Raw genomic sequence first — 17,582 nt, 5'->3', positions numbered from 1 at the left:
AGATACGTTGAGAGACACATCTCACAAGACGGTGGCGATCCTCGCCACCGTCGCGGTGCTGACGGTCGCGCTTGCGGCGACCGCTCGTGCCGCGGATGATTCAAATGGCAATCCGCTGCAGGCGCAGATCGACCATGGCAAATCGACCTATGCCGAAAAGTGCTCGCACTGCCACGGCCCCAACATGATGAATTCCGGCACCATCACGCCGGACCTGCGCGCCTTCCCTGATGACAAGACGCGCTTCGTCACCACCGTAAAGAATGGCAAGAACAACAAGATGCCGCCCTGGGGCGACATTCTGAGCGATGATGATATCGGAAATCTCTGGGCCTTCATTTCAAGTCGGAGGAAGCCATGAGGAGCCGATTGGCGGCGCTTGGTCTCGTTGCGATGCTTGCAGCGCCAGCGACGGCGGCCCGGGCGGCTGATCCCCTCAGCGTCTGCCTCGACGAGGATCGCCCGCCGCTCTCGGCGCATCACAAGGGCAAGCCCGACTCGGGCTTCGACGTGCTGCTGGCGCACGCGATCGCGGACCGCTTGGGGCGACCGCTCAGGATACAATGGTTCGAGAGCAAGCTGGATGAGGATTCCAGCCCCCAGCTCGAGGCCAACGCCCTGTTGTCCGACGGGCGCTGCTCGCTGATCGGCGGCTACGCGCTGACCACGGATTCCCTGGTCAAGCCCGGCATGAAGACGGCTCGCTTGCCGGATTTTTCCGGCGCCACGCGCGACGACCGGCGCCGCCGCGTCGCACTCGGGGTGCTCGCGCCCAGCCAGCCTTATGTCTATTCGCCCATGACGGTCGTGCTTGGGCCGAAGGCGCGCGACCGCAAGATCGGCGATATCGGCGATCTCGCCGATCTTCGCCTTGCGATCGAAAGCGGATCTTTGGGTGACGCCATCCTGATGACCTTCGACAAGGGACGGCTGATCGACAACATTACTCATCTCGTCCCCGGCCGCGACAATCTCATGGGTGCGCTCGATCGCGGCGACTATGACGCGAGCCTGATCGACCTCGCTCGCTTCGACGCGTATCGCGCCGGGCATGCTGACACGGCCATCACCGCCTCCGGTTACTACTATCCGATCGGCGCCAATCGCGGCTATGTCGGGCTTGGCAGCGATCCGGCATTGATCGAGTCCGTCGACAAGGCACTGACGGATCTTGCCGCCGAGGGCAAGATTGCCGAGTTCGGCCGGCAGGCCGGCCTGACTTATTTGCCGCCGCATGAGCCTGCGATCCTCGGCGACGTCTGGACCAGGATCATTCAGCGATGAGCGGAAACGCTCTTCGGTCCGGGACGAGCCGACAGCGGCGCTGGCGCGATCGGCGCATTCGTCGGCGTGCCCCTGGGCTTCCTCGCCGGCCTAGCCCTGACGCAAAACCGCGTCTGTCATGCGCTCGCGGTTCTCCCCGCCACGCTGGAGCGGAATGCCGTGAGCGACTCGAGTGCGGCCTAGGTCTCGTCCGCCGCGACCACGCCATGCTGTCCCTTGTGGATCGATGACGGCACCACGCCAAAATATTTCCGGAACACGCGGCTGAAATGCGATGAGCTGGAGAAGCCCCAGGAGAACGCGACGTCGGTGATGGTTTTGCCGCCGTGAGCCTCGAGCTCCTGGCGGCAGTTCTGCAGGCGCGCCTGCCAGATGTAGTCGCTCACCGTCGTACCGCGCTGGGAGAACAGCATGTGCAGATAGCGCTTGGAGCAGCCGAGCTCGGCGGAGATCTGGTCGATGCACAGATCGGCATCGCGCAGATGCTCGCGGATGAAAAATTGGGCGCGCACATACATCGCTTCTGGCCCGACCCGATCGAACATCGTGTCGGCTTCGCGCAGCGGCAGCAGCAACAGATCGATCAACGAATCGGCAACACCGGCTGCGCTGTTGGCCGACAGCTTCGCCGCCTCGTCGAACGTGGCATGGACGAAATCATGGGCGATTCGTCCCGTCCCCGTCTTCGCCGTCAGCTTGCAAGCCGGCATGCGCTGCGACGGGAAACCTCGATCGCGCAACAACGCCTTCGGCACGATCACCACGTCGTGGCGCGTGAAGGCGGGGCTGACGATCAAGTGCGGGCAGGAGACGTCATAGGCGATGATGTCGCCCGGGTTCAGCTCGATGTGGCGGCCCTCCTGCTCGAAATAGGACACGCCGTAGGTCTGGAAGTGGATCTTGATGTAAGGGTGTTCGTTGGCCTTGGCGCGCGCCAATGTGTGCGCGATGCGATGCTGGCTCACTTCGATCTGGCAGAGCTTCAGGCGCGAGACCGTGGTGTAGTCGATACGGCCTTCGAGCGATGAGGCTTCCAGCGGATCGACATCGAAGTGACCACACAGGCTCGTCAGTCCGTCGATCCAGCTCTGGACCTGTCGCTTCGGCGTCAACCCGGTCGTCGAGAGCGTGTGAATTGTGTCGGACATCGACCCAGCCACTGGCGTTACCCGGAGATTCGACGCCAATCGCGGCCTGAGCCTGCTGGAGCCCTCAGCCATGACCGCGTGACGTTTACCTCGAATTTGTGTGGTCTTTGAAACGAGCGCCATCGTTCCTTTGCCACCCCTGAATGTTAATCCTCCGCCTTAGTTGCAGCGTCGTCAAGGGAAACCTGATCGTTGAGCGCCGCGCCGCACCGAAGCCGCTGAATTCGCTGCCGCAAAACCAAAAACTTCGCCTTCGTGCGCTGTCGAGCAAAGCGGGTTCACTCTTGGGCAAGTCTCTCGTTGACGAAGTCGTTAGGGATTGCGGCAGGAACAAAAAGAACGGGCCGCTCCTGCACGCGCCCATGGCTCTCATTACGAGGAGGAAACAGCACAGCATCGTTTCCGGTCCCCAACGTGACCGCCCTGCACGAGCAGACGCCGGACGCAATGCCCGGTGACTAAACAATGCTTCGCAAACAATAAACGCGACCAACGGAGGAATGACTATGCGCAAGGTGCTACTGGCGACCTTTCTTGGCTCTGCGGCGGCTCTCGCCGTCGGGAGTGCGTCAGCCAATGACGAGCTGATCAAGATGTCGCAGAACCCGAAAGACTGGGTGATGCCGACGGGCGACTATTCCAACAACCGCTACTCCAAGCTGAACCAGATCAACGCGCAAAATGTCGGCAAGCTCCAGGTCGCCTGGACCTTCTCGACCGGCGTGCTGCGCGGCCACGAAGGCGGCCCGCTGATCATCGGCAACATGATGTACGTCCATACGCCGTTCCCGAACAAGGTCTATGCCATTGACCTTTCGCAGGACAACAAGATCGTCTGGAAGTACGAGCCGAAGCAGGACCCGAACGTGATCCCGGTGATGTGCTGCGACACGGTTAACCGCGGCCTGGCCTACGGCGACGGCAAGATCTTCCTGCATCAGGCCGACACGACCTTGGTCGCACTCGACGCCAACGACGGTCAGGTTGCGTGGACCGCCAAGAACGGCGATGCCAGCAAGGGCGAGACCGGAACCTCGGCGCCGATGGTCATCAAGGACAAGGTGCTGATCGGCATCTCCGGTGGTGAGTTCGGCGTTCAGGCCCATATGAGCGCCTACGACATCAAGACCGGAAAGCTGGCCTGGCGCGGCTATTCGGAAGGCCCGGATGACCAGATCCTGGTCGACGACAAGACCACCGCCCTCGGCAAGCCGATCGGTAAGGACTCCAGCTTGAAGACCTGGCAAGGCGATCAATGGAAGATCGGCGGCGGCGCCACCTGGGGCTGGATCTCCTACGATCCGGAGTTGAACCTCGTCTATTACGGATCGGGCAATCCCTCGACCTGGAATCCGAAGCAGCGTCCCGGCGACAACAAATGGTCGATGACGATCTGGGCGCGTAACCCGGACACCGGCGTCGCCAAATGGGTCTATCAGATGACGCCCCACGATGAATGGGACTATGACGGCGTCAACGAGATGATTCTCTCGGATCAGTCGATCAACGGCCAGTCCCGCAAGCTGCTGACGCATTTCGATCGTAATGGCCTCGGCTATACGCTCGATCGCGCCACAGGTGAGCTCCTGGTCGCCGAAAAGTACGATCCGAAGGTGAACTGGACCTCCGGCGTCGACATGGACAAGAACTCGGCCACCTATGGTCGTCCGAAGGTGCTCGACGCGGCTTCGACCGACAAGGCGGGTGAAGACCACAACGTGAAGGGCATCTGCCCGGCCGCGCTCGGCACCAAGGACGAGCAGCCGGCAGCCTACTCGCCGGACACGCAGCTATTCTACGTCCCGACCAACCACGTCTGCATGGACTATGAGCCGTTCAAGGTGAGCTACACCGCCGGCCAGCCCTATGTGGGTGCGACGCTCTCGATGTATCCGCCGCAGGGCGATACCAACATGGGCAATTTCATCGCCTGGGACGGCAAGACCGGCAAGATCGTCTGGTCGAACAAGGAACAGTTCTCGGTCTGGTCGGGTGCACTCGCAACCGCCGGCGGCGTGGTGTTCTACGGCACGCTCGAAGGCTACCTGAAAGCTGTCGACGCCAAGACCGGCAAGGAGCTCTACAGGTTCAAGACTCCTTCCGGCATCATCGGCAACGTCACCACCTATGAGAACGCCGGCAAGCAGTACGTGGCCGTTCTCTCCGGCGTTGGGGGCTGGGCCGGCATCGGTCTGGCAGCGGGTCTGACCGATCCGAACGCGGGCCTGGGCGCGGTCGGCGGCTATGCGGCGCTCAGCAACTATACCGCGCTCGGCGGTACACTGACCGTGTTCTCGCTGCCGTCGAACTAGCCTCACGTTCTCATCGCTCCGGCGCGTGGATCAACTCCACGCGCCGGCTCGTCAGATGCCTTTCGAGGAACACCCCTTGCGTAAAATCTGCTCTGTCATTGCCGCCATCATCTGCGTTGCATCCGGGGGAATTGCCGTTGCCGACGGCTCGGGGGATCCGGCTGCCGTAAAGCAGAACGAAACCGGCGAATGGCTCGATAAGGACGGCAATCCGACCTACAAGATCAACGGGGACACCGTGGACTGGTACACCTATTCGGGATATCGCCGCTACCACTCGGATTGTCACGTCTGCCATGGCCCGGATGGCATGGGCTCGACCTATGCGCCCGCATTGAAGGATTCGCTCAAGACCATGAGCTACGCCGACTTTTTGGGCACCGTCGCCTCCGGCCGCAAGAACATCTCGACCGCCGCAGAGAATGTGATGCCAGCCTTCGGCGATAATCCGAACGTCGCCTGCTACATGGACGATCTCTACGTCTATCTGCGTGCCCGCTCCAACGACGCCTGGGGCCGCGCACGTCCGGGCAAGCATGAGGACAAGAACGACGCCTATACCAGGGATGAAGACTCGTGCATGGGCAAGAAGTGAACGTTTGCAGCCTGCCAGAGACTTAAGACTTGGCATCCAGAGAGAATCTGAGGAGTTACCGATGAAGACACGTGCCGCCGTCGCTTTCGAAGCCAAGAAGCCGCTCGAGATCGTCGAGGTCGAACTGGACGGGCCGAAGGCCGGCGAAGTTCTGGTCGAGATCAAGGCGACGGGCATCTGCCATACCGATGCCTACACACTCGATGGTCTCGACAGCGAAGGCATCTTCCCGTCGATCCTCGGCCATGAGGGCGCCGGCATCATCCGTGAGATCGGTGCAGGCGTGACCTCTGTGAAGCCGGGTGATCATGTCATTCCGCTCTACACGCCGGAATGCCGTCAGTGCAAAAGCTGCCTGAGCCAGAAGACCAATCTCTGCACCGCGATCCGCGCGACGCAGGGCAAGGGGGTGATGCCTGACGGCACCAGCCGCTTCTCCTACAAGGGCAAGCCTATCTATCACTACATGGGCTGCTCGACCTTCTCGAACTTCACCGTGCTGCCGGAGATCGCGGTGGCGAAAATCCGCGAGGACGCCCCCTTCGACAAGAGCTGCTACATCGGCTGCGGCGTCACCACCGGCGTCGGCGCCGTCGTCAACACTGCGAAAGTGACGCCGGGCTCCAACGTCGTCGTGTTCGGCCTCGGCGGTATTGGCCTGAACGTGATCCAGGGCGCCAAGATGGCCGGCGCCGACAAGATCATCGGCGTCGACATCAACGACTCCAAGGAAGAATGGGGCCGCCGGTTCGGCATGACCGACTTCGTCAACCCGAACAAGATCACCGGCGATATCGTCCCGCATCTGGTGACCCTGACCGACGGCGGCGCCGATTACACGTTCGACTGCACCGGCAATACCAATGTGATGCGCCAGGCGCTGGAAGCCTGCCATCGCGGCTGGGGCACCTCGATCATCATCGGCGTTGCCGAAGCCGGCAAGGAGATCGCCACCCGTCCGTTCCAGCTCGTCACCGGCCGCAATTGGCGCGGCACCGCCTTCGGCGGCGCGCGCGGCCGCACCGACGTACCAAAGATCGTCGATTGGTACATGAACGGAAAAATCCAGATCGATCCGATGATCACCCATACGCTCAAGCTCGAAGACATCAACAAGGGCTTCGACCTGATGCACGAGGGAAAATCGATTCGTTCAGTCGTCGTGTTCTAGCTCGCAAGCGTAACACCAAGGAGGATCTACCTATGGCTTCACTGCATCCCTCGATCGACAATGGCCTCAAACAAGGCACCGGCCACTTTGCCGGCGGCACGCTCGCCTGCAAATGCAGTGACCATCAGGTCAAGGTCGGCATCAAGGGCGACGTGGCGCACAACCACGCCTGCGGCTGCACCAAGTGCTGGAAGCCGCAGGGCGCGACCTTCTCGGTCGTCGCGGTCGTGCCGCGCCAGAACGTCACCGTGCTCGAGAACGGCGACAAGCTCCAGATCGTAGACGCGTCCGCGGTGATCCAGCGGCACGCCTGCAAGGCCTGCGGCACCCACATGTTCGGCCGCATCGAAAACAAGAATCATCCGTTCCATGGCCTCGATTTCGTCCATCCGGAGCTGTTCCAGGAACAGGGCTCGCAAGCGCCGCAATTCGCCGCCTTCGTCTCCTCGGTGATCGAGTCGGGCGTGAAGCCGGAGCAGATGGCCGGCATCCGGTCGCGGCTGAAGGAGATCGGTCTCGAGCCTTATGACTGCCTGTCGCCGGCGCTGATGGATGCGATCGCGACCCACGTCGCGAGTGCCAAGGCTGCCTGAGCTGGACCTTCTGAACAAGGCCGTCCCAAGATGCCTCGAGCTCGAACGATCTCGGCATATCGACGCCTGTGCACGTTGCGTATGCGATCGCTTTCCGCTCCCTCAGTCCTGGTCTCTGAATGACTGCGCAGTGCCGCCTTCTTCCACCTTGAAGTCAGCGGGCCCCTGCGATTCTCCCTCCCTCGACTGAGGACAACTGCTTCGTCCGCACAGTCCCTCTGGCGGACGAAGCTTTTTTCGTTGCATCTTCGCTCTTGACGCCACGAGTTGGCGCGCCCTGCTTTTGACAAACCCGGATGCAATCTGTTCACGTTGAGAACACTCGGCTGTGAATGCCGATGCGGCTCGATCTCTGCTACGGTCTCGTCGTCACGATGCCGCGAGTTCAATCAATCAAGAACAAGACGAGAGGTATCGAGCACATCCGGACATTGCGATTCGCTTTCCAGCCCCCTGCCGGGACCTGCTTGCGTGGGACGACGGGCTGGAGCGCGGTCACACGACCCTACCGACATTGCGCCGACCGAGATCGGCGATGTTGAATTCAGCAAGCTTATGAAGAGCGAGGACGATCATGATCAAGGTGAAGATCAACGGGCAGGAACAGAGCTGGGACGGTGACCCGGATCTCCCGTTACTCTGGTTCCTGCGCGACGAAGCCGGCCTGACCGGCACGAAATTCGGCTGCGGCCAGGCCCTGTGCGGCGCCTGCACCGTCATCGTCGACAAAGAGGCGGTGCGCTCCTGCATCACCTCGATCAGCGACGTCGCCGGACGCGAGGTCACCACGATCGAGGGGCTGCATCCGGATGGCGATCATCCCGTGCAGAAGGCCTGGCGCCAGGTCAATGTCCCCCAATGCGGCTTCTGCCAGGCCGGCCAGATCATGCAGGCGGCTGCACTGCTGACGGAGAATCCCAAGCCGTCGCACGACCAGATTCGCGAGGCGATGTCAGGCAATATCTGCCGCTGCGGCTGCTACCAGCGCATCGAGAACGCCATCCATCTCGCGTCGATGGAGGTGTGACATGAATTTCATCGACAATCCGGGGAAGCTTCGAGGCTTTGAAAAGAATCTGAAGGTCGAGAAAATCTCACGCCGAAGCATCCTGAAGGGGCTCGGCGTTACCGGCGGTTTCGTGCTCTCCGCCCCCGTCATGTCGCGCCAGGCCTTTGCCTACGAGACCGGCGCCGGCAAGATGCCGCATGGCGTCGTGGTCGATCCGCGCGTCTTTGTCGCGGTCGCACCTGACGGCACCGTCACCATCCTCGCTCATCGCTCCGAGATGGGGACCGGCGTACGCACCAGCCTGCCGCTCATCGTCGCCGAGGAGATGGAGGCCGACTGGTCCAAGGTGAAGGTCGAGCAGGCCCACGGCGACGAGGTCAAGTACGGCAACCAGGACACTGACGGCTCGCGCAGCACGCGGCACTATCTGATCCCAATGCGCCAGATCGGCGCCTCGGCCCGCACCATGCTGGAGCAGGCTGCGGCAAAGCGCTGGAACGTGCCGGCGACTGAAGTGAAGGCCGCCAATCACGAGATCGTCCATAGCGCGAGCGGACGCAAGCTCGGCTTCGGCGAACTCGCGGCCGACGCTGCCAAGGAATCGGTGCCTGCGATCGAAGGCCTCAAGCTGAAGGACCCCAAGGATTTCCGCTATCTCGGCAAGGGCCAGGTCAGCATCGTCGATCTGCACGACATCACCACCGGCAAAGCGCGCTACGGAGCCGACGTGCGCCTGCCCGGGATGAAATACGCCGTGATCGCGCGTCCGCCAGTGACCGGCGGCAAGCTCAGTTCGTTTGATCCCGACGCGGCACTGAAGGTGCCCGGCGTCGAGAAGGTGATGAAGGTTCAAGGCTGGCCGTGGCCGTCCAAATTCCAGCCGCTCGGCGGTGTCGCGGTGATCGCACGCAACACCGGCGCTGCAATCAAGGGCCGCGACGCACTGAAGCTCGTCTGGGACGACGGCGCGAACGGCAAATACGACTCGGTCGCCTATCGCAAGGAGCTCGAGGAGGCCGCGCGCAAGCCCGGCCTTGTCGTGCGCCAGGAGGGCGACGCCGACTCAGCGCTGAAGGCCGCCGACAAGGTCGTGATCGGCGAATATTATCTGCCTCACCTCGCCCATGTCAGCATGGAGCCGCCGGTCGCGGTCGCCGACGTCAAGGGCGACAAGGCCGAGATCTGGGCGCCGGTGCAAAGCCCCGGCGGCACTCGCGAGGACGTCGCCAGGACGCTCGGCATCCCCGAGGGCAATGTCACCGTCAATGTCACGCTGCTCGGCGGCGGTTTCGGCCGCAAGTCGAAATGCGACTTCGCGCTCGAGGCCGCGCTGCTGTCGAAGGAGCTCGGCGCGCCCGTGAAGGTGCAGTGGACGCGCGAGGACGATCTCCATCACGACTTCCTGCACACGGTTTCGGTGGAACGGATCGAGGCGGGGCTCGACAAGGACGGCAAGGTGATCGCCTGGCGTCACCGTAGCGTGGCGCCGACGATCGGCTCGACCTTTGCGGCCGGTGCCAATCATGCGGCCCCGTTCGAGCTCGGCATGGGCCTCGTCGACATGCCGTTCGAGATCGCCAACGTCTCCTGCGAGAACCCGGAAGCCGCCGCGTTCACCCGCATCGGCTGGTTCCGCTCGGTCTCGAACATCCCGCGCGCCTTCGCGGTGCAGTCAATGGTCGGCGAGATCGCGAACGCGACCGGCCGCGACCAGAAGGACACGCTGCTGGCGCTGATCGGCACGCCCCGCATCGTCAAGCCCAACGTCAAGGACCTCTGGAACTACGGCGAGCCCTATGACAGCTACCCGATCGACACCGCGCGCCTGCGCAAGGTGGTCGAGCTGGTGGCCGAGAAGGGCGAATGGGGGCGGACGGTGCCGAAGGGCCACGGCCTCGGCATCGCCGTGCACCGCAGCTTCGTCAGCTATATCGCGACCATCGTCGAGGTCGCCGTCGACGAAAAAGGCAAGCTTACGGTGCCACGGGTCGACACCGCAATCGACTGCGGCACCTATGTCAACCCGGAGCGCATCGCCTCGCAGATCGAGGGCGCGGCGATCATGGGCCTGAGCCTCGCCAAATATGGCGAGGTCAGCTTCAAGGACGGCAAGGTGGAGCAGAAGAACTTTGACGACTTCCAGGTGGTCAGAATCGACGAGGCTCCGCTGGTGACGAATGTCCACATCGCACCACCCGCACCAGACACGCCGCCGAGCGGCGTCGGCGAACCCGGAGTGCCGCCGTTCGCACCGGCGCTGATGAACGCCATTTTCTCGGCGACCGGCAAGCGCATCCGGGCGCTGCCGATCGGCAAGCAATTGGAGGCATAGAGGCGGAACATCCGGCGGCCCCGCGCCGTTTGCATCGATCTGACAGGAGCAGATCGATGACCAATATCCCAAGGGCGCTCGCAGTCTCGCTGCTGTCGAGCGCCTTTCTCTTGACCACCGCAGCCGCGTTCGCCCAGAGCAGCAACACCACGGTGCCAACGACAGCGACGCGCCCCACCGCACCGGACCAGAGTTCGCTTCCCAACGCCAGCGCCCCGCCCGCCTCGACCACCCAGACCACGGGGCAGAGCAGCACCGATCCGAACATCCGGGAGATGAATCAGAAGGCGAAGGACAAGGTCGAGCGCGAGGGGAAGTAAGCCCCGGTCGCACACGCAAGATGCGGCGGACGTTGCCGTCCGCCGCATTTGCCCCCTGTCGCTCCGCGTCTCTCGATCCGCCTGCGGAGCCTATTTCTTCGGCGCGAACACCCAGATTACGCCGCCTTGCGACACGCTGGACTCGATGCCGATATTGTTGGTCGCGAGCGCGTCCTGGGTGCGCTGCGCGTCCACGCCCCGCGCGGACCGGATCGCGATGTATCGGGTGGCGTCGATCTCATAGGACATCGGCATGCCATGATGTCGGAGTTGGTCTTCTGCTCCCACAACAGCTCGCCGACCCCTGGCGTTGAAGGCACGAAAGTTGCGGTCGTTGGCGAGGATGAGGATGCAGCGTTGGTTGATGTGCGCCGTCAGGGCCTGAGCAGGTGGCGTGGCGCGGCGATGCGGCCGGCAATGCCGGCGGACGCCATTTCAAAGCTGTCGGCGATACGACGCGCCTTGTCGATAAAGAGCGCGGCTGCCGGCGGCGGGCAGACCTCGCGAGCGGTCTGTTCGAACAAATCGAGCCAGCGGTCGAAATGATCTCCGACCAGGCTGAGCGGCATATGCGCTCGCATCGGCGAGCCATGATAACGGCCGCTCATCAGCACGACCGACGACCAGAAGTCTTTGAGCTTGGCGAGATGTTCGTCCCAATTCTGCACGATCGCGAAAACAGGCCCGAGCAGGGCATCCTCGCGGACACGCCCGTAGAAGCGGGTGACGAGTTCCCCGATCATCTCCTCGGTAATCCCGGTGCGCTCGATCGCATCCTGGGTCAGCAGGTTCCGCCGCGTCGCCGCCGCTTCGCGCTCGGCCTTCAGTCGATCTGACATATCCTTGGTTTTCCGTTCGTTGTTCCCGCGAGCCGCCCGTTCGACATTGTCGGGCCAAAGCGCCGCGACAGCTTTGTCGTAGCGCAAATGGCGGGATTGAGCGGCGGGCATTGAAGTCCGCCGCCCGCGCCAGGATCAGGCGCCGTAGCTGTAAAAGCCCTGCCCGGTCTTGCGGCCGAGATGGCCGGCATCCACCATTTCCTTGAGCAAGGGGGCTGGACGATATTTAGGGTCGTTGAAGCCTTTATAAAAGACCTCCATCACCGAGAGCATGGTGTCGAGTCCTACGAGATCGGCGAGCGCCAGCGGCCCGATCGGATGGTTGCAGCCGAGCTTCATGCCGGCGTCGATTTCTTCCGCCGTCGCGATGCCCTCCTGGAGCGCGAAGATCGCCTCATTGATCATCGGGCACAGGATGCGGTTGACGGCAAAGCCCGGGCTGTTCTTGGCCGTGATTGCCACCTTGCCGACGCGCTGGGCGAAATCGAGCGCCTTGGCGTGGGTATCGTCCGAGGTCTGAAGGCCGCGGATGAGTTCCAGCAATTGCATCACCGGAACCGGATTGAAGAAGTGCATGCCGATGAAGCGGTCGGGACGATCGGTCGCAGCCGCAAGCTTGGTGATCGAGATCGACGAAGTGTTGGTCGCAACCAGTGTGCGTGGCGACAGCGTGGCGCAGAGATCCCTGAGGATCTTGACCTTGAGTTCCTCATTCTCCGTCGCGGCCTCGATGACGAGATCGCAATCGGACAGCTTGGTGCGATCAGTCGTGCCGGTGATGCGCTTGAGCGTCGCGTCGCGATCGGCCGGCGACATCTTCTCCTTCTTGACCAGGCGCTCGAGGCTGCCGCCCACGGTCGAAATGCCGCGGTTCACAGCCGCATCGGAGATGTCGACCATCACGACCGACAGCCCGGCGGCAGCGCATATCTGGGCGATGCCATTGCCCATGGTCCCTGCTCCGATGATGCCAACGGTATTGATCATGGAATGACGTCCTTCTCGTTGAGCGGGCCGGCCTTGTGGCGGCGTCCCGGTTTGACCTGAATTTCGAGCCGCGGGCGCCAAGAGTGCTGCACCGCATCCAGGTCCTTCCTTAGCGCATCCGTGGCGAGAATAAAGTCGCCTTTCCGCTGGCAGAGGGCATGATTTCACGCTCTCGCGGCCTGATCGGCCCGAGTTTTGCGGCTCGTCCCGCCCTGGGGAATGCCGAGGGCGCAGGGAAGGCCGGGCGCCGGCTGGCACCCGCGGTTCGCTGTGCGTGTGTATCGCAATAGGAAGCTGCACAGCGACGTACAGGGCAGCCAGGACATCCCGACCTTCCCTGCGCGAGTGGTTTGACGGCTTATGCCGTGCCCTCGCCGGAGCCGAATTCCTTTGGCCTCCGTTGCCTTGCGAAAAGTTGGCGGTAAGGGCCGGTTGGCCTCAAGCCGCCTCCGCAAGGCGTGACTGTGGCGACGACAGCCAGGACCACACGGTTTTGCCGTACGCCGCTTGCGCGTTCGTCGCACGCGGCCGGGTGCTCAGGAGGTTCGGCTCAATCCTTCCCTCGCCCTGCTCCCGAACCTTTGCGTGCCGACGCAAGCCAGCGTCCACCGCGGCTCACCCACGTACCGGACGACTCGCGATCCGTCCCTCGTGCCGGGTGAGGTGACGAGATACATACGCCATTTCCGAATTTCGGTAAAGGAGAATGTTTTTGCAGGCCGGGCTTGACGGCTCGTCCGGGTGTATCGCCGGGCGGGCCGGCCAAATTTCTGTTGACGCACCGCCATCATTTCAATAATCGTTGAAATATGGAAAAGACAGATGCCGTCACGGCGCTCGCCGCGCTGGCGCAGGACAATCGTCTCGACGTGTTCCGCCTGCTGGTGCAGGCCGGCCCCGACGGGATGGCCGCGGGCGCGATCGCGGAAGCGCTGGATCTCGCCCCCAACACGCTGACGTTTCACTTCGACCGGCTGCGCATGGCCGGCCTTGCCACGGTCCGGCGCGAAGGGCGCTCGATGATCTATGCGGCGCGATTCGAGACCATGAATGCGCTGATCGGCTTCCTCACCGAAAACTGCTGCGGCGGGGTGTCCTGCTCGCCCACCCCGCCTTCAAAACCTGCGCGAAACGCAGCAAAGTCTTGACCTGAAAGGACAGAGCATGAAGCGCCTGCACGTTCACGTGTCCGTCGACGATCTCTCCCGCTCCATTGGGTTCTACTCAGCGCTGTTCGCAAGCGAGCCATCGACGGTGAAATCCGACTACGCCAAATGGATGCTCGAAGACCCCTGCGTGAATTTCGCGATCTCGACGCGCGGGCGCACGCCCGGCCTCGACCATCTCGGCATCCAGGTCGAGACCGGCGATGAGCTGCAAGAGGTCTATGGGCGGATCCGTCAGGCCGGCGGCGACATCATCGAGCAGGGGCAAACGACCTGCTGCTACGCCAAATCGGAGAAATCCTGGATCAATGATCCCGCCGGCATCGCCTGGGAGACGTTCCACACCACCGGCGAGAGCACCGATTACGGCAACGGCACCGGCGAGAACCGTGCTCGTGTTGCCAATGAAAAACAATCCGCCTGTTGCGCGTCGCAGGCGAAGCCGTCCCAGGCCTGCTGCTGAAGGTGCCAGCGATGGACGCGATCATCTACCACAATCCGGCCTGCGGCACCTCGCGCAACACGCTCGCCATGATCCGCAACGCCGGCATCGAGCCGCACGTGATCGAATATCTCAAGACACCGCCGTCGCGCGCCCTGTTGCAGCAACTTGCCGTACGCATGGGACTCTCGGTGCGCGAGCTGCTGCGCGAGAAAGGCACGCCCTATGCCGAGCTCGGGCTCGGCAACCCTGATCTGACCGACCACCAGCTTCTCGACGCCATGATGGCGCATCCGATCCTGATCAACCGTCCGATCGTGGTCACACCGAAAGGCGCAAGACTTTGCCGTCCCTCCGAGCTGGTGCTTGATCTCCTGCCTGCGCAGCAGGGCGAGTTCGTCAAGGAGGACGGCGAGCGTATCAGATTGGACCGTGGCGCCCGATGATGCCGGGCCTTGTGATCCCGAACATCGCGCCGCGAGCCATTGCCGAATGGCTGGGAACGGCCTTCCTGCTCGCCGCAGTGGTCGGCTCCGGGATCATGGCCCAAAAGCTCGCGGGCGGGAACGTCGCGCTGGCGCTGTTGTGCAACGCGATCGCCACCGGTTCGATCCTCGTCGTGCTGATTTTGATGTTTGCTCCCGTCTCGGGGGCGCACTTCAATCCGGCGGTGACGCTGGCCTATGCATTGCGCGGAGAGACGGCCTGGAGTGATGCGGCGGTCTACACCGCTGCGCAGATATCAGGCGCCATCATCGGCGTATGGATCGCGCATCTGATGTTCGGGCTTCCTGTCCTCCAGATTTCGCTGACGGAACGTGGCGGCGCCGGACAATGGCTCGCCGAGGCGGTGGCAACCTTCGGCCTGTTGCTGACGATTTTGGGCGTCGCCTCCCGAGCCTCGACTGCCGTTCCTTACGCAGTCGGCCTGTACATCACATCGGCCTATTGGTTCACGGCCTCGACGTCGTTTGCCAATCCCGCCGTCACCCTCGCCCGATCGCTGACCGACACGTTTGCAGGCATCGCCCCGCAGGGCGCGCCTGCCTTCATCGCCGCGCAGCTCATCGGGGCGGTCGCCGCCATTCCGCTTGCAGGCTGGCTGTGGGGCGCAGCGAATGTAAAGCATGCTGCTGCTTACAAATGAATGGAGTTTCCAAACTGCCCGTCCGCTGTATTCTTTGAATTCCCCGACGGATGGCAGGAAACCAGTGTGAAGCAAGTTCGCGGCTTCGGGATCGATAATTCCGGCAGGTTTGCCCCGGCTCTGAGGCATCAGGCCGGATGAGCGACTTCGCACGATCCCTCGTCGCCGCGTTCACGTTGATTGGCGAAGCCGACCCCGAACTGCTCGGCATCGTGGGCTTGTCGGTGCGGGTGAGCCTGACGGCCGGCATCGTCGCGCTGCTGATCGGCGCGCCGTTCGGCGCCCTGCTTGCGATCACGCGCTTTCGCGGGCGGCAGGTCATCATCGTGTTGACCAACGCGCTGCTCGGGCTGCCGCCGGTCGTGGTCGGGCTTGCGCTCTATCTTCTGCTGTCGCGCTCCGGCCCGCTCGGCGCGGCTGGCCTGTTGTTCACGCCGACCGCCATGGTGATCGCACAGACGCTGCTCGCGACCCCGATCGTGGTCGCGCTGGTACATAGGCCGGCGAGCCTGCTGTGGGCCGAATACGGCGACCTCGCGCGGATCGACGGGCTGTCGACGCTGCGCAGCATCGGCCTGCTGTTTGCGCTCGGCCGCACCTCCTTGCTGACGGCCTTTCTTGCAGCCTTCGGGCGAGCCATCGCCGAGGTCGGCGCCATCATCATCGTCGGCGGCAACATCAGCGGCTTCACCCGCACGATGACGACGGCCATTGCGCTCGAGACCAGCAAGGGCGATCTGCCGCTGGCGCTGGGGCTCGGGCTGATCCTGCTCGCGCTCAGCGTCGCCGTCTCGACCGTCGCCTTCCTGCTAGTGGGACGCGTTGGGGAAAAATAGCTGCTCACCGCCGACCTTGTAGCCGGCGATCGCATCCTGCCCCTTCGGTGAGATCAGCCAGTCGATGAAAGCCTGCCCATCCTTCGCCTTCACATTGGGATGCTTGTCCGGATTGACCAGCATGACGCCGTACTGGTTGAACAGCCGCTTGTCGCCCTCGGTCAGGATGGCAAGCTCGCCTCGGTTCTTGAACGACAGCCAGGTGCCGCGGTCCGACAGCAGATAGGCTGATGACGCCGAGGCCATGTTCAGCGTCGGGCCCATGCCCTGCCCGATCTCGCGATACCAGCCGGCCCTGCCGTCAGCGGGATCGACGCCCGCCTCTTTCCACAATCTCAGCTCGGCCGCATGCGTGCCGGACTTGTCGCCGCGCGAGATGAACGGCGCCTTTGCCGCTGCGATCTTGCGCAGGGCATCGGCGACGTCCTTGTCGCCGGCGATTTTCGCGGGATCGCTCTTCGGGCCGACGATGATGAAATCATTGTACATGACGTCGAACCGCTTCACGCCCTGCCCTTCGGACATGAACTTGTCTTCGGCGACCGTGTCGTGGACGAACACCACGTCGGCATCGCCGCGCCGTCCGATGTCCAATGCCTGGCCGGTGCCGACCGCTACGATCTTCACCGCGATGCCCTCGGCCTGGGTGAACAGCGGCAGCAGATAGCCGAACAGGCCGGACTGTTCGGTCGACGTCGTCGATGCCACGGTGATGCTGCGGTCCTGAGCCATCACGCAAGTCGACCAGAACAGAATCGCTGCGACGGCGGCAAGCTTCTTCATTGCGAGGTCCTCATCCCCTGGGTGGTGCAAACTAGGCGGGGCGAATGACGCGGGGAAGCCCGACGTTGGACGTGCTCGCCCTGTGGGTGCCATCGCTCTCGCGTATCAGGGCGGCTTCCGCGGCATCCTTCGCCTGAAGAGGCCTCTCACGCCTGCCTCACGTCTGTTGAACCCCGCGTGAGTTGCCGCCTGATCCCGGGAGGCGACGGAATATCGTGAGCGCCGGGCCGATCCCTTGGGGATGGAACGTTTTGGAGCATCCCATGACGAAGACTATGATCATCATCACCGCCCTGCGGCTCATGCTGTCGCCTGCCATCGCCGGGCCGGCGCAGGCCTGGCCCGGACAATGCTCGAGCACCGCCTGCGCGTGGGGCGGCGGGCCCGCCGCAGGCGAAGCGCTCACGATGGTCCTCGTCCAGAGGCATGCGCTGCCGCATCCGCATGTTCGCAAGACCGAGCATGCTGCGATGCCCCCCGCGCCGACGCGCTTGCCTACACGCGACGAAGATCCGCTCGCATCGTTGCATTGGGAATGAATGCTCGGGACGCGTGAGGCTGTGCAGATGTTCTGCAATTGGTCTCGCCCAGATTGACAGAGATGTGACGGGCGGGGCA

General features: G+C 63.2%; 19 protein-coding genes and 1 pseudogene. 15 read left to right on the top strand and 5 right to left on the bottom strand.

The annotated features are described in order from the left end of the window. Positions 1-7: 7 nt before the first annotated feature. Both ACVWZ4_RS22530 and ACVWZ4_RS22525 read left to right on the top strand, forming a co-directional pair. Entirely contained in the window at positions 8-361 is a 354-nt protein-coding gene (locus ACVWZ4_RS22530; RefSeq protein ID WP_092237969.1) for a c-type cytochrome, read from the top strand. Next, entirely contained in the window at positions 358-1,284 is a 927-nt protein-coding gene (locus ACVWZ4_RS22525; RefSeq protein ID WP_456741229.1) for a substrate-binding periplasmic protein, read from the top strand. Before ACVWZ4_RS22530 ends, ACVWZ4_RS22525 begins: the two co-directional genes overlap by 4 nt. A 179-nt stretch (positions 1,285-1,463) precedes the next feature. Here ACVWZ4_RS22525 and ACVWZ4_RS22520 read toward each other — a convergent pair whose 3' ends face one another. Then, on the bottom strand, positions 1,464-2,432 hold the full coding sequence (locus ACVWZ4_RS22520; RefSeq protein ID WP_456704820.1) for a helix-turn-helix domain-containing protein: 969 nt from the start codon (positions 2,430-2,432) through the stop codon (positions 1,464-1,466). 506 nt (positions 2,433-2,938) lie between these two features. Here ACVWZ4_RS22520 and xoxF5 point away from each other — a divergent pair. The 7 genes from xoxF5 to ACVWZ4_RS22485 all read left to right on the top strand — a co-directional run bounded on the left by xoxF5 (position 2,939) and on the right by ACVWZ4_RS22485 (position 10,764). Next, the gene (xoxF5, locus tag ACVWZ4_RS22515; RefSeq protein ID WP_456704821.1) at positions 2,939-4,744 is read left to right on the top strand and encodes a lanthanide-dependent methanol dehydrogenase XoxF5; all 1,806 of its coding nucleotides are present in this window, start codon (positions 2,939-2,941) and stop codon (positions 4,742-4,744) included. A gap of 106 nt (positions 4,745-4,850) precedes the next feature. Further along, a complete protein-coding gene (locus ACVWZ4_RS22510) occupies positions 4,851-5,339 on the top strand; it encodes a c-type cytochrome, methanol metabolism-related (protein ID WP_456705342.1) in 489 nt (162 codons plus the stop codon). Between the two features lie 61 nt (positions 5,340-5,400). Beyond that, positions 5,401-6,510, top strand: coding sequence for an S-(hydroxymethyl)glutathione dehydrogenase/class III alcohol dehydrogenase (locus tag ACVWZ4_RS22505; RefSeq protein ID WP_456741228.1), 1,110 nt, complete (start codon positions 5,401-5,403; stop codon positions 6,508-6,510). Positions 6,511-6,542: 32 nt separating this feature from the next. Then, the gene (gfa, locus tag ACVWZ4_RS22500; RefSeq protein WP_456741227.1) at positions 6,543-7,103 is read left to right on the top strand and encodes an S-(hydroxymethyl)glutathione synthase; all 561 of its coding nucleotides are present in this window, start codon (positions 6,543-6,545) and stop codon (positions 7,101-7,103) included. Positions 7,104-7,677: 574 nt separating this feature from the next. Next, positions 7,678-8,130, top strand: coding sequence for a (2Fe-2S)-binding protein (locus tag ACVWZ4_RS22495; protein WP_456704824.1), 453 nt, complete (start codon positions 7,678-7,680; stop codon positions 8,128-8,130). A gap of 1 nt (position 8,131) precedes the next feature. Next, entirely contained in the window at positions 8,132-10,444 is a 2,313-nt protein-coding gene (locus ACVWZ4_RS22490; protein WP_456763723.1) for a molybdopterin cofactor-binding domain-containing protein, read from the top strand. A 56-nt stretch (positions 10,445-10,500) separates the two neighbouring features. Beyond that, positions 10,501-10,764 (top strand): hypothetical protein, encoded by a 264-nt coding sequence (locus ACVWZ4_RS22485; protein WP_456735869.1) that lies wholly within the window; start codon positions 10,501-10,503, stop codon positions 10,762-10,764. Positions 10,765-10,854: 90 nt separating this feature from the next. On the opposite strand, the pseudogene ACVWZ4_RS22480 reads toward ACVWZ4_RS22485, so the two are convergent. The 3 genes and pseudogenes from ACVWZ4_RS22480 to ACVWZ4_RS22470 form a co-directional block, all read right to left on the bottom strand. Then, a pseudogene (locus ACVWZ4_RS22480) lies at positions 10,855-11,100 on the bottom strand (PQQ-dependent dehydrogenase, methanol/ethanol family); the annotation flags it as partial. 38 nt (positions 11,101-11,138) lie between these two features. Continuing rightward, a complete protein-coding gene (locus ACVWZ4_RS22475; protein WP_456704827.1) occupies positions 11,139-11,603 on the bottom strand; it encodes a group III truncated hemoglobin in 465 nt (154 codons plus the stop codon). Positions 11,604-11,738: 135 nt separating this feature from the next. After that, a complete protein-coding gene (locus ACVWZ4_RS22470) occupies positions 11,739-12,590 on the bottom strand; it encodes a 3-hydroxybutyryl-CoA dehydrogenase (RefSeq protein ID WP_456735870.1) in 852 nt (283 codons plus the stop codon). A gap of 809 nt (positions 12,591-13,399) precedes the next feature. Here ACVWZ4_RS22470 and ACVWZ4_RS22465 point away from each other — a divergent pair. The 5 genes from ACVWZ4_RS22465 (at position 13,400) to ACVWZ4_RS22445 (ending at position 16,181) form a co-directional block, all read left to right on the top strand. Further along, complete coding sequence (locus ACVWZ4_RS22465) at positions 13,400-13,738, top strand: ArsR/SmtB family transcription factor (RefSeq protein ID WP_456741225.1); 339 nt, start codon at positions 13,400-13,402, stop codon at positions 13,736-13,738. A gap of 16 nt (positions 13,739-13,754) precedes the next feature. After that, entirely contained in the window at positions 13,755-14,219 is a 465-nt protein-coding gene (locus tag ACVWZ4_RS22460) for an ArsI/CadI family heavy metal resistance metalloenzyme (protein WP_456735871.1), read from the top strand. A gap of 11 nt (positions 14,220-14,230) precedes the next feature. After that, positions 14,231-14,644, top strand: a complete 414-nt coding sequence (gene arsC / locus ACVWZ4_RS22455) for an arsenate reductase (glutaredoxin) (protein ID WP_456704831.1) — start codon at positions 14,231-14,233, stop codon at positions 14,642-14,644. After that, entirely contained in the window at positions 14,641-15,345 is a 705-nt protein-coding gene (locus ACVWZ4_RS22450) for an aquaporin (RefSeq protein WP_456704832.1), read from the top strand. The genes arsC and ACVWZ4_RS22450 overlap by 4 nt, the downstream gene beginning before the upstream one ends. 137 nt (positions 15,346-15,482) lie before the next feature. Beyond that, positions 15,483-16,181, top strand: a complete 699-nt coding sequence (locus ACVWZ4_RS22445; RefSeq protein WP_456704833.1) for an ABC transporter permease — start codon at positions 15,483-15,485, stop codon at positions 16,179-16,181. On the opposite strand, the gene ACVWZ4_RS22440 is transcribed toward ACVWZ4_RS22445, so the two are convergent. Beyond that, entirely contained in the window at positions 16,155-16,964 is an 810-nt protein-coding gene (locus ACVWZ4_RS22440; RefSeq protein ID WP_456741224.1) for a substrate-binding domain-containing protein, read from the bottom strand. The two genes, ACVWZ4_RS22445 and ACVWZ4_RS22440, sit on opposite strands and share 27 nt — an antisense overlap. 263 nt (positions 16,965-17,227) lie before the next feature. Between ACVWZ4_RS22440 and ACVWZ4_RS22435 the strand changes: the two genes are divergently transcribed. Then, the gene (locus tag ACVWZ4_RS22435; protein ID WP_456741223.1) at positions 17,228-17,503 is read left to right on the top strand and encodes a hypothetical protein; all 276 of its coding nucleotides are present in this window, start codon (positions 17,228-17,230) and stop codon (positions 17,501-17,503) included. The last annotated feature ends 79 nt before the right edge of the window (positions 17,504-17,582 follow it).

The sequence above is a fragment of the Bradyrhizobium sp. USDA 4472 genome (assembly GCF_054058595.1).
This window is presented reverse-complemented; position numbering and strand designations above follow the sequence as displayed.

Coding starts and splice junctions, on each gene's coding strand:
- ACVWZ4_RS22525 (WP_456741229.1), top strand. CDS start 358: ATGAGGAGCCGATTGGCGGCGCTTGGTCTCGTTGCGATGCTTGCAGCG.
- ACVWZ4_RS22520 (WP_456704820.1), bottom strand. CDS start 2,432: ATGTCCGACACAATTCACACGCTCTCGACGACCGGGTTGACGCCGAAG.
- xoxF5 (WP_456704821.1), top strand. CDS start 2,939: ATGCGCAAGGTGCTACTGGCGACCTTTCTTGGCTCTGCGGCGGCTCTC.
- ACVWZ4_RS22505 (WP_456741228.1), top strand. CDS start 5,401: ATGAAGACACGTGCCGCCGTCGCTTTCGAAGCCAAGAAGCCGCTCGAG.
- gfa (WP_456741227.1), top strand. CDS start 6,543: ATGGCTTCACTGCATCCCTCGATCGACAATGGCCTCAAACAAGGCACC.
- ACVWZ4_RS22495 (WP_456704824.1), top strand. CDS start 7,678: ATGATCAAGGTGAAGATCAACGGGCAGGAACAGAGCTGGGACGGTGAC.
- ACVWZ4_RS22490 (WP_456763723.1), top strand. CDS start 8,132: ATGAATTTCATCGACAATCCGGGGAAGCTTCGAGGCTTTGAAAAGAAT.
- ACVWZ4_RS22485 (WP_456735869.1), top strand. CDS start 10,501: ATGACCAATATCCCAAGGGCGCTCGCAGTCTCGCTGCTGTCGAGCGCC.
- ACVWZ4_RS22475 (WP_456704827.1), bottom strand. CDS start 11,603: ATGTCAGATCGACTGAAGGCCGAGCGCGAAGCGGCGGCGACGCGGCGG.
- ACVWZ4_RS22470 (WP_456735870.1), bottom strand. CDS start 12,590: ATGATCAATACCGTTGGCATCATCGGAGCAGGGACCATGGGCAATGGC.
- ACVWZ4_RS22465 (WP_456741225.1), top strand. CDS start 13,400: ATGGAAAAGACAGATGCCGTCACGGCGCTCGCCGCGCTGGCGCAGGAC.
- ACVWZ4_RS22460 (WP_456735871.1), top strand. CDS start 13,755: ATGAAGCGCCTGCACGTTCACGTGTCCGTCGACGATCTCTCCCGCTCC.
- arsC (WP_456704831.1), top strand. CDS start 14,231: ATGGACGCGATCATCTACCACAATCCGGCCTGCGGCACCTCGCGCAAC.
- ACVWZ4_RS22450 (WP_456704832.1), top strand. CDS start 14,641: ATGATGCCGGGCCTTGTGATCCCGAACATCGCGCCGCGAGCCATTGCC.
- ACVWZ4_RS22445 (WP_456704833.1), top strand. CDS start 15,483: ATGAGCGACTTCGCACGATCCCTCGTCGCCGCGTTCACGTTGATTGGC.
- ACVWZ4_RS22440 (WP_456741224.1), bottom strand. CDS start 16,964: ATGAAGAAGCTTGCCGCCGTCGCAGCGATTCTGTTCTGGTCGACTTGC.
- ACVWZ4_RS22435 (WP_456741223.1), top strand. CDS start 17,228: ATGACGAAGACTATGATCATCATCACCGCCCTGCGGCTCATGCTGTCG.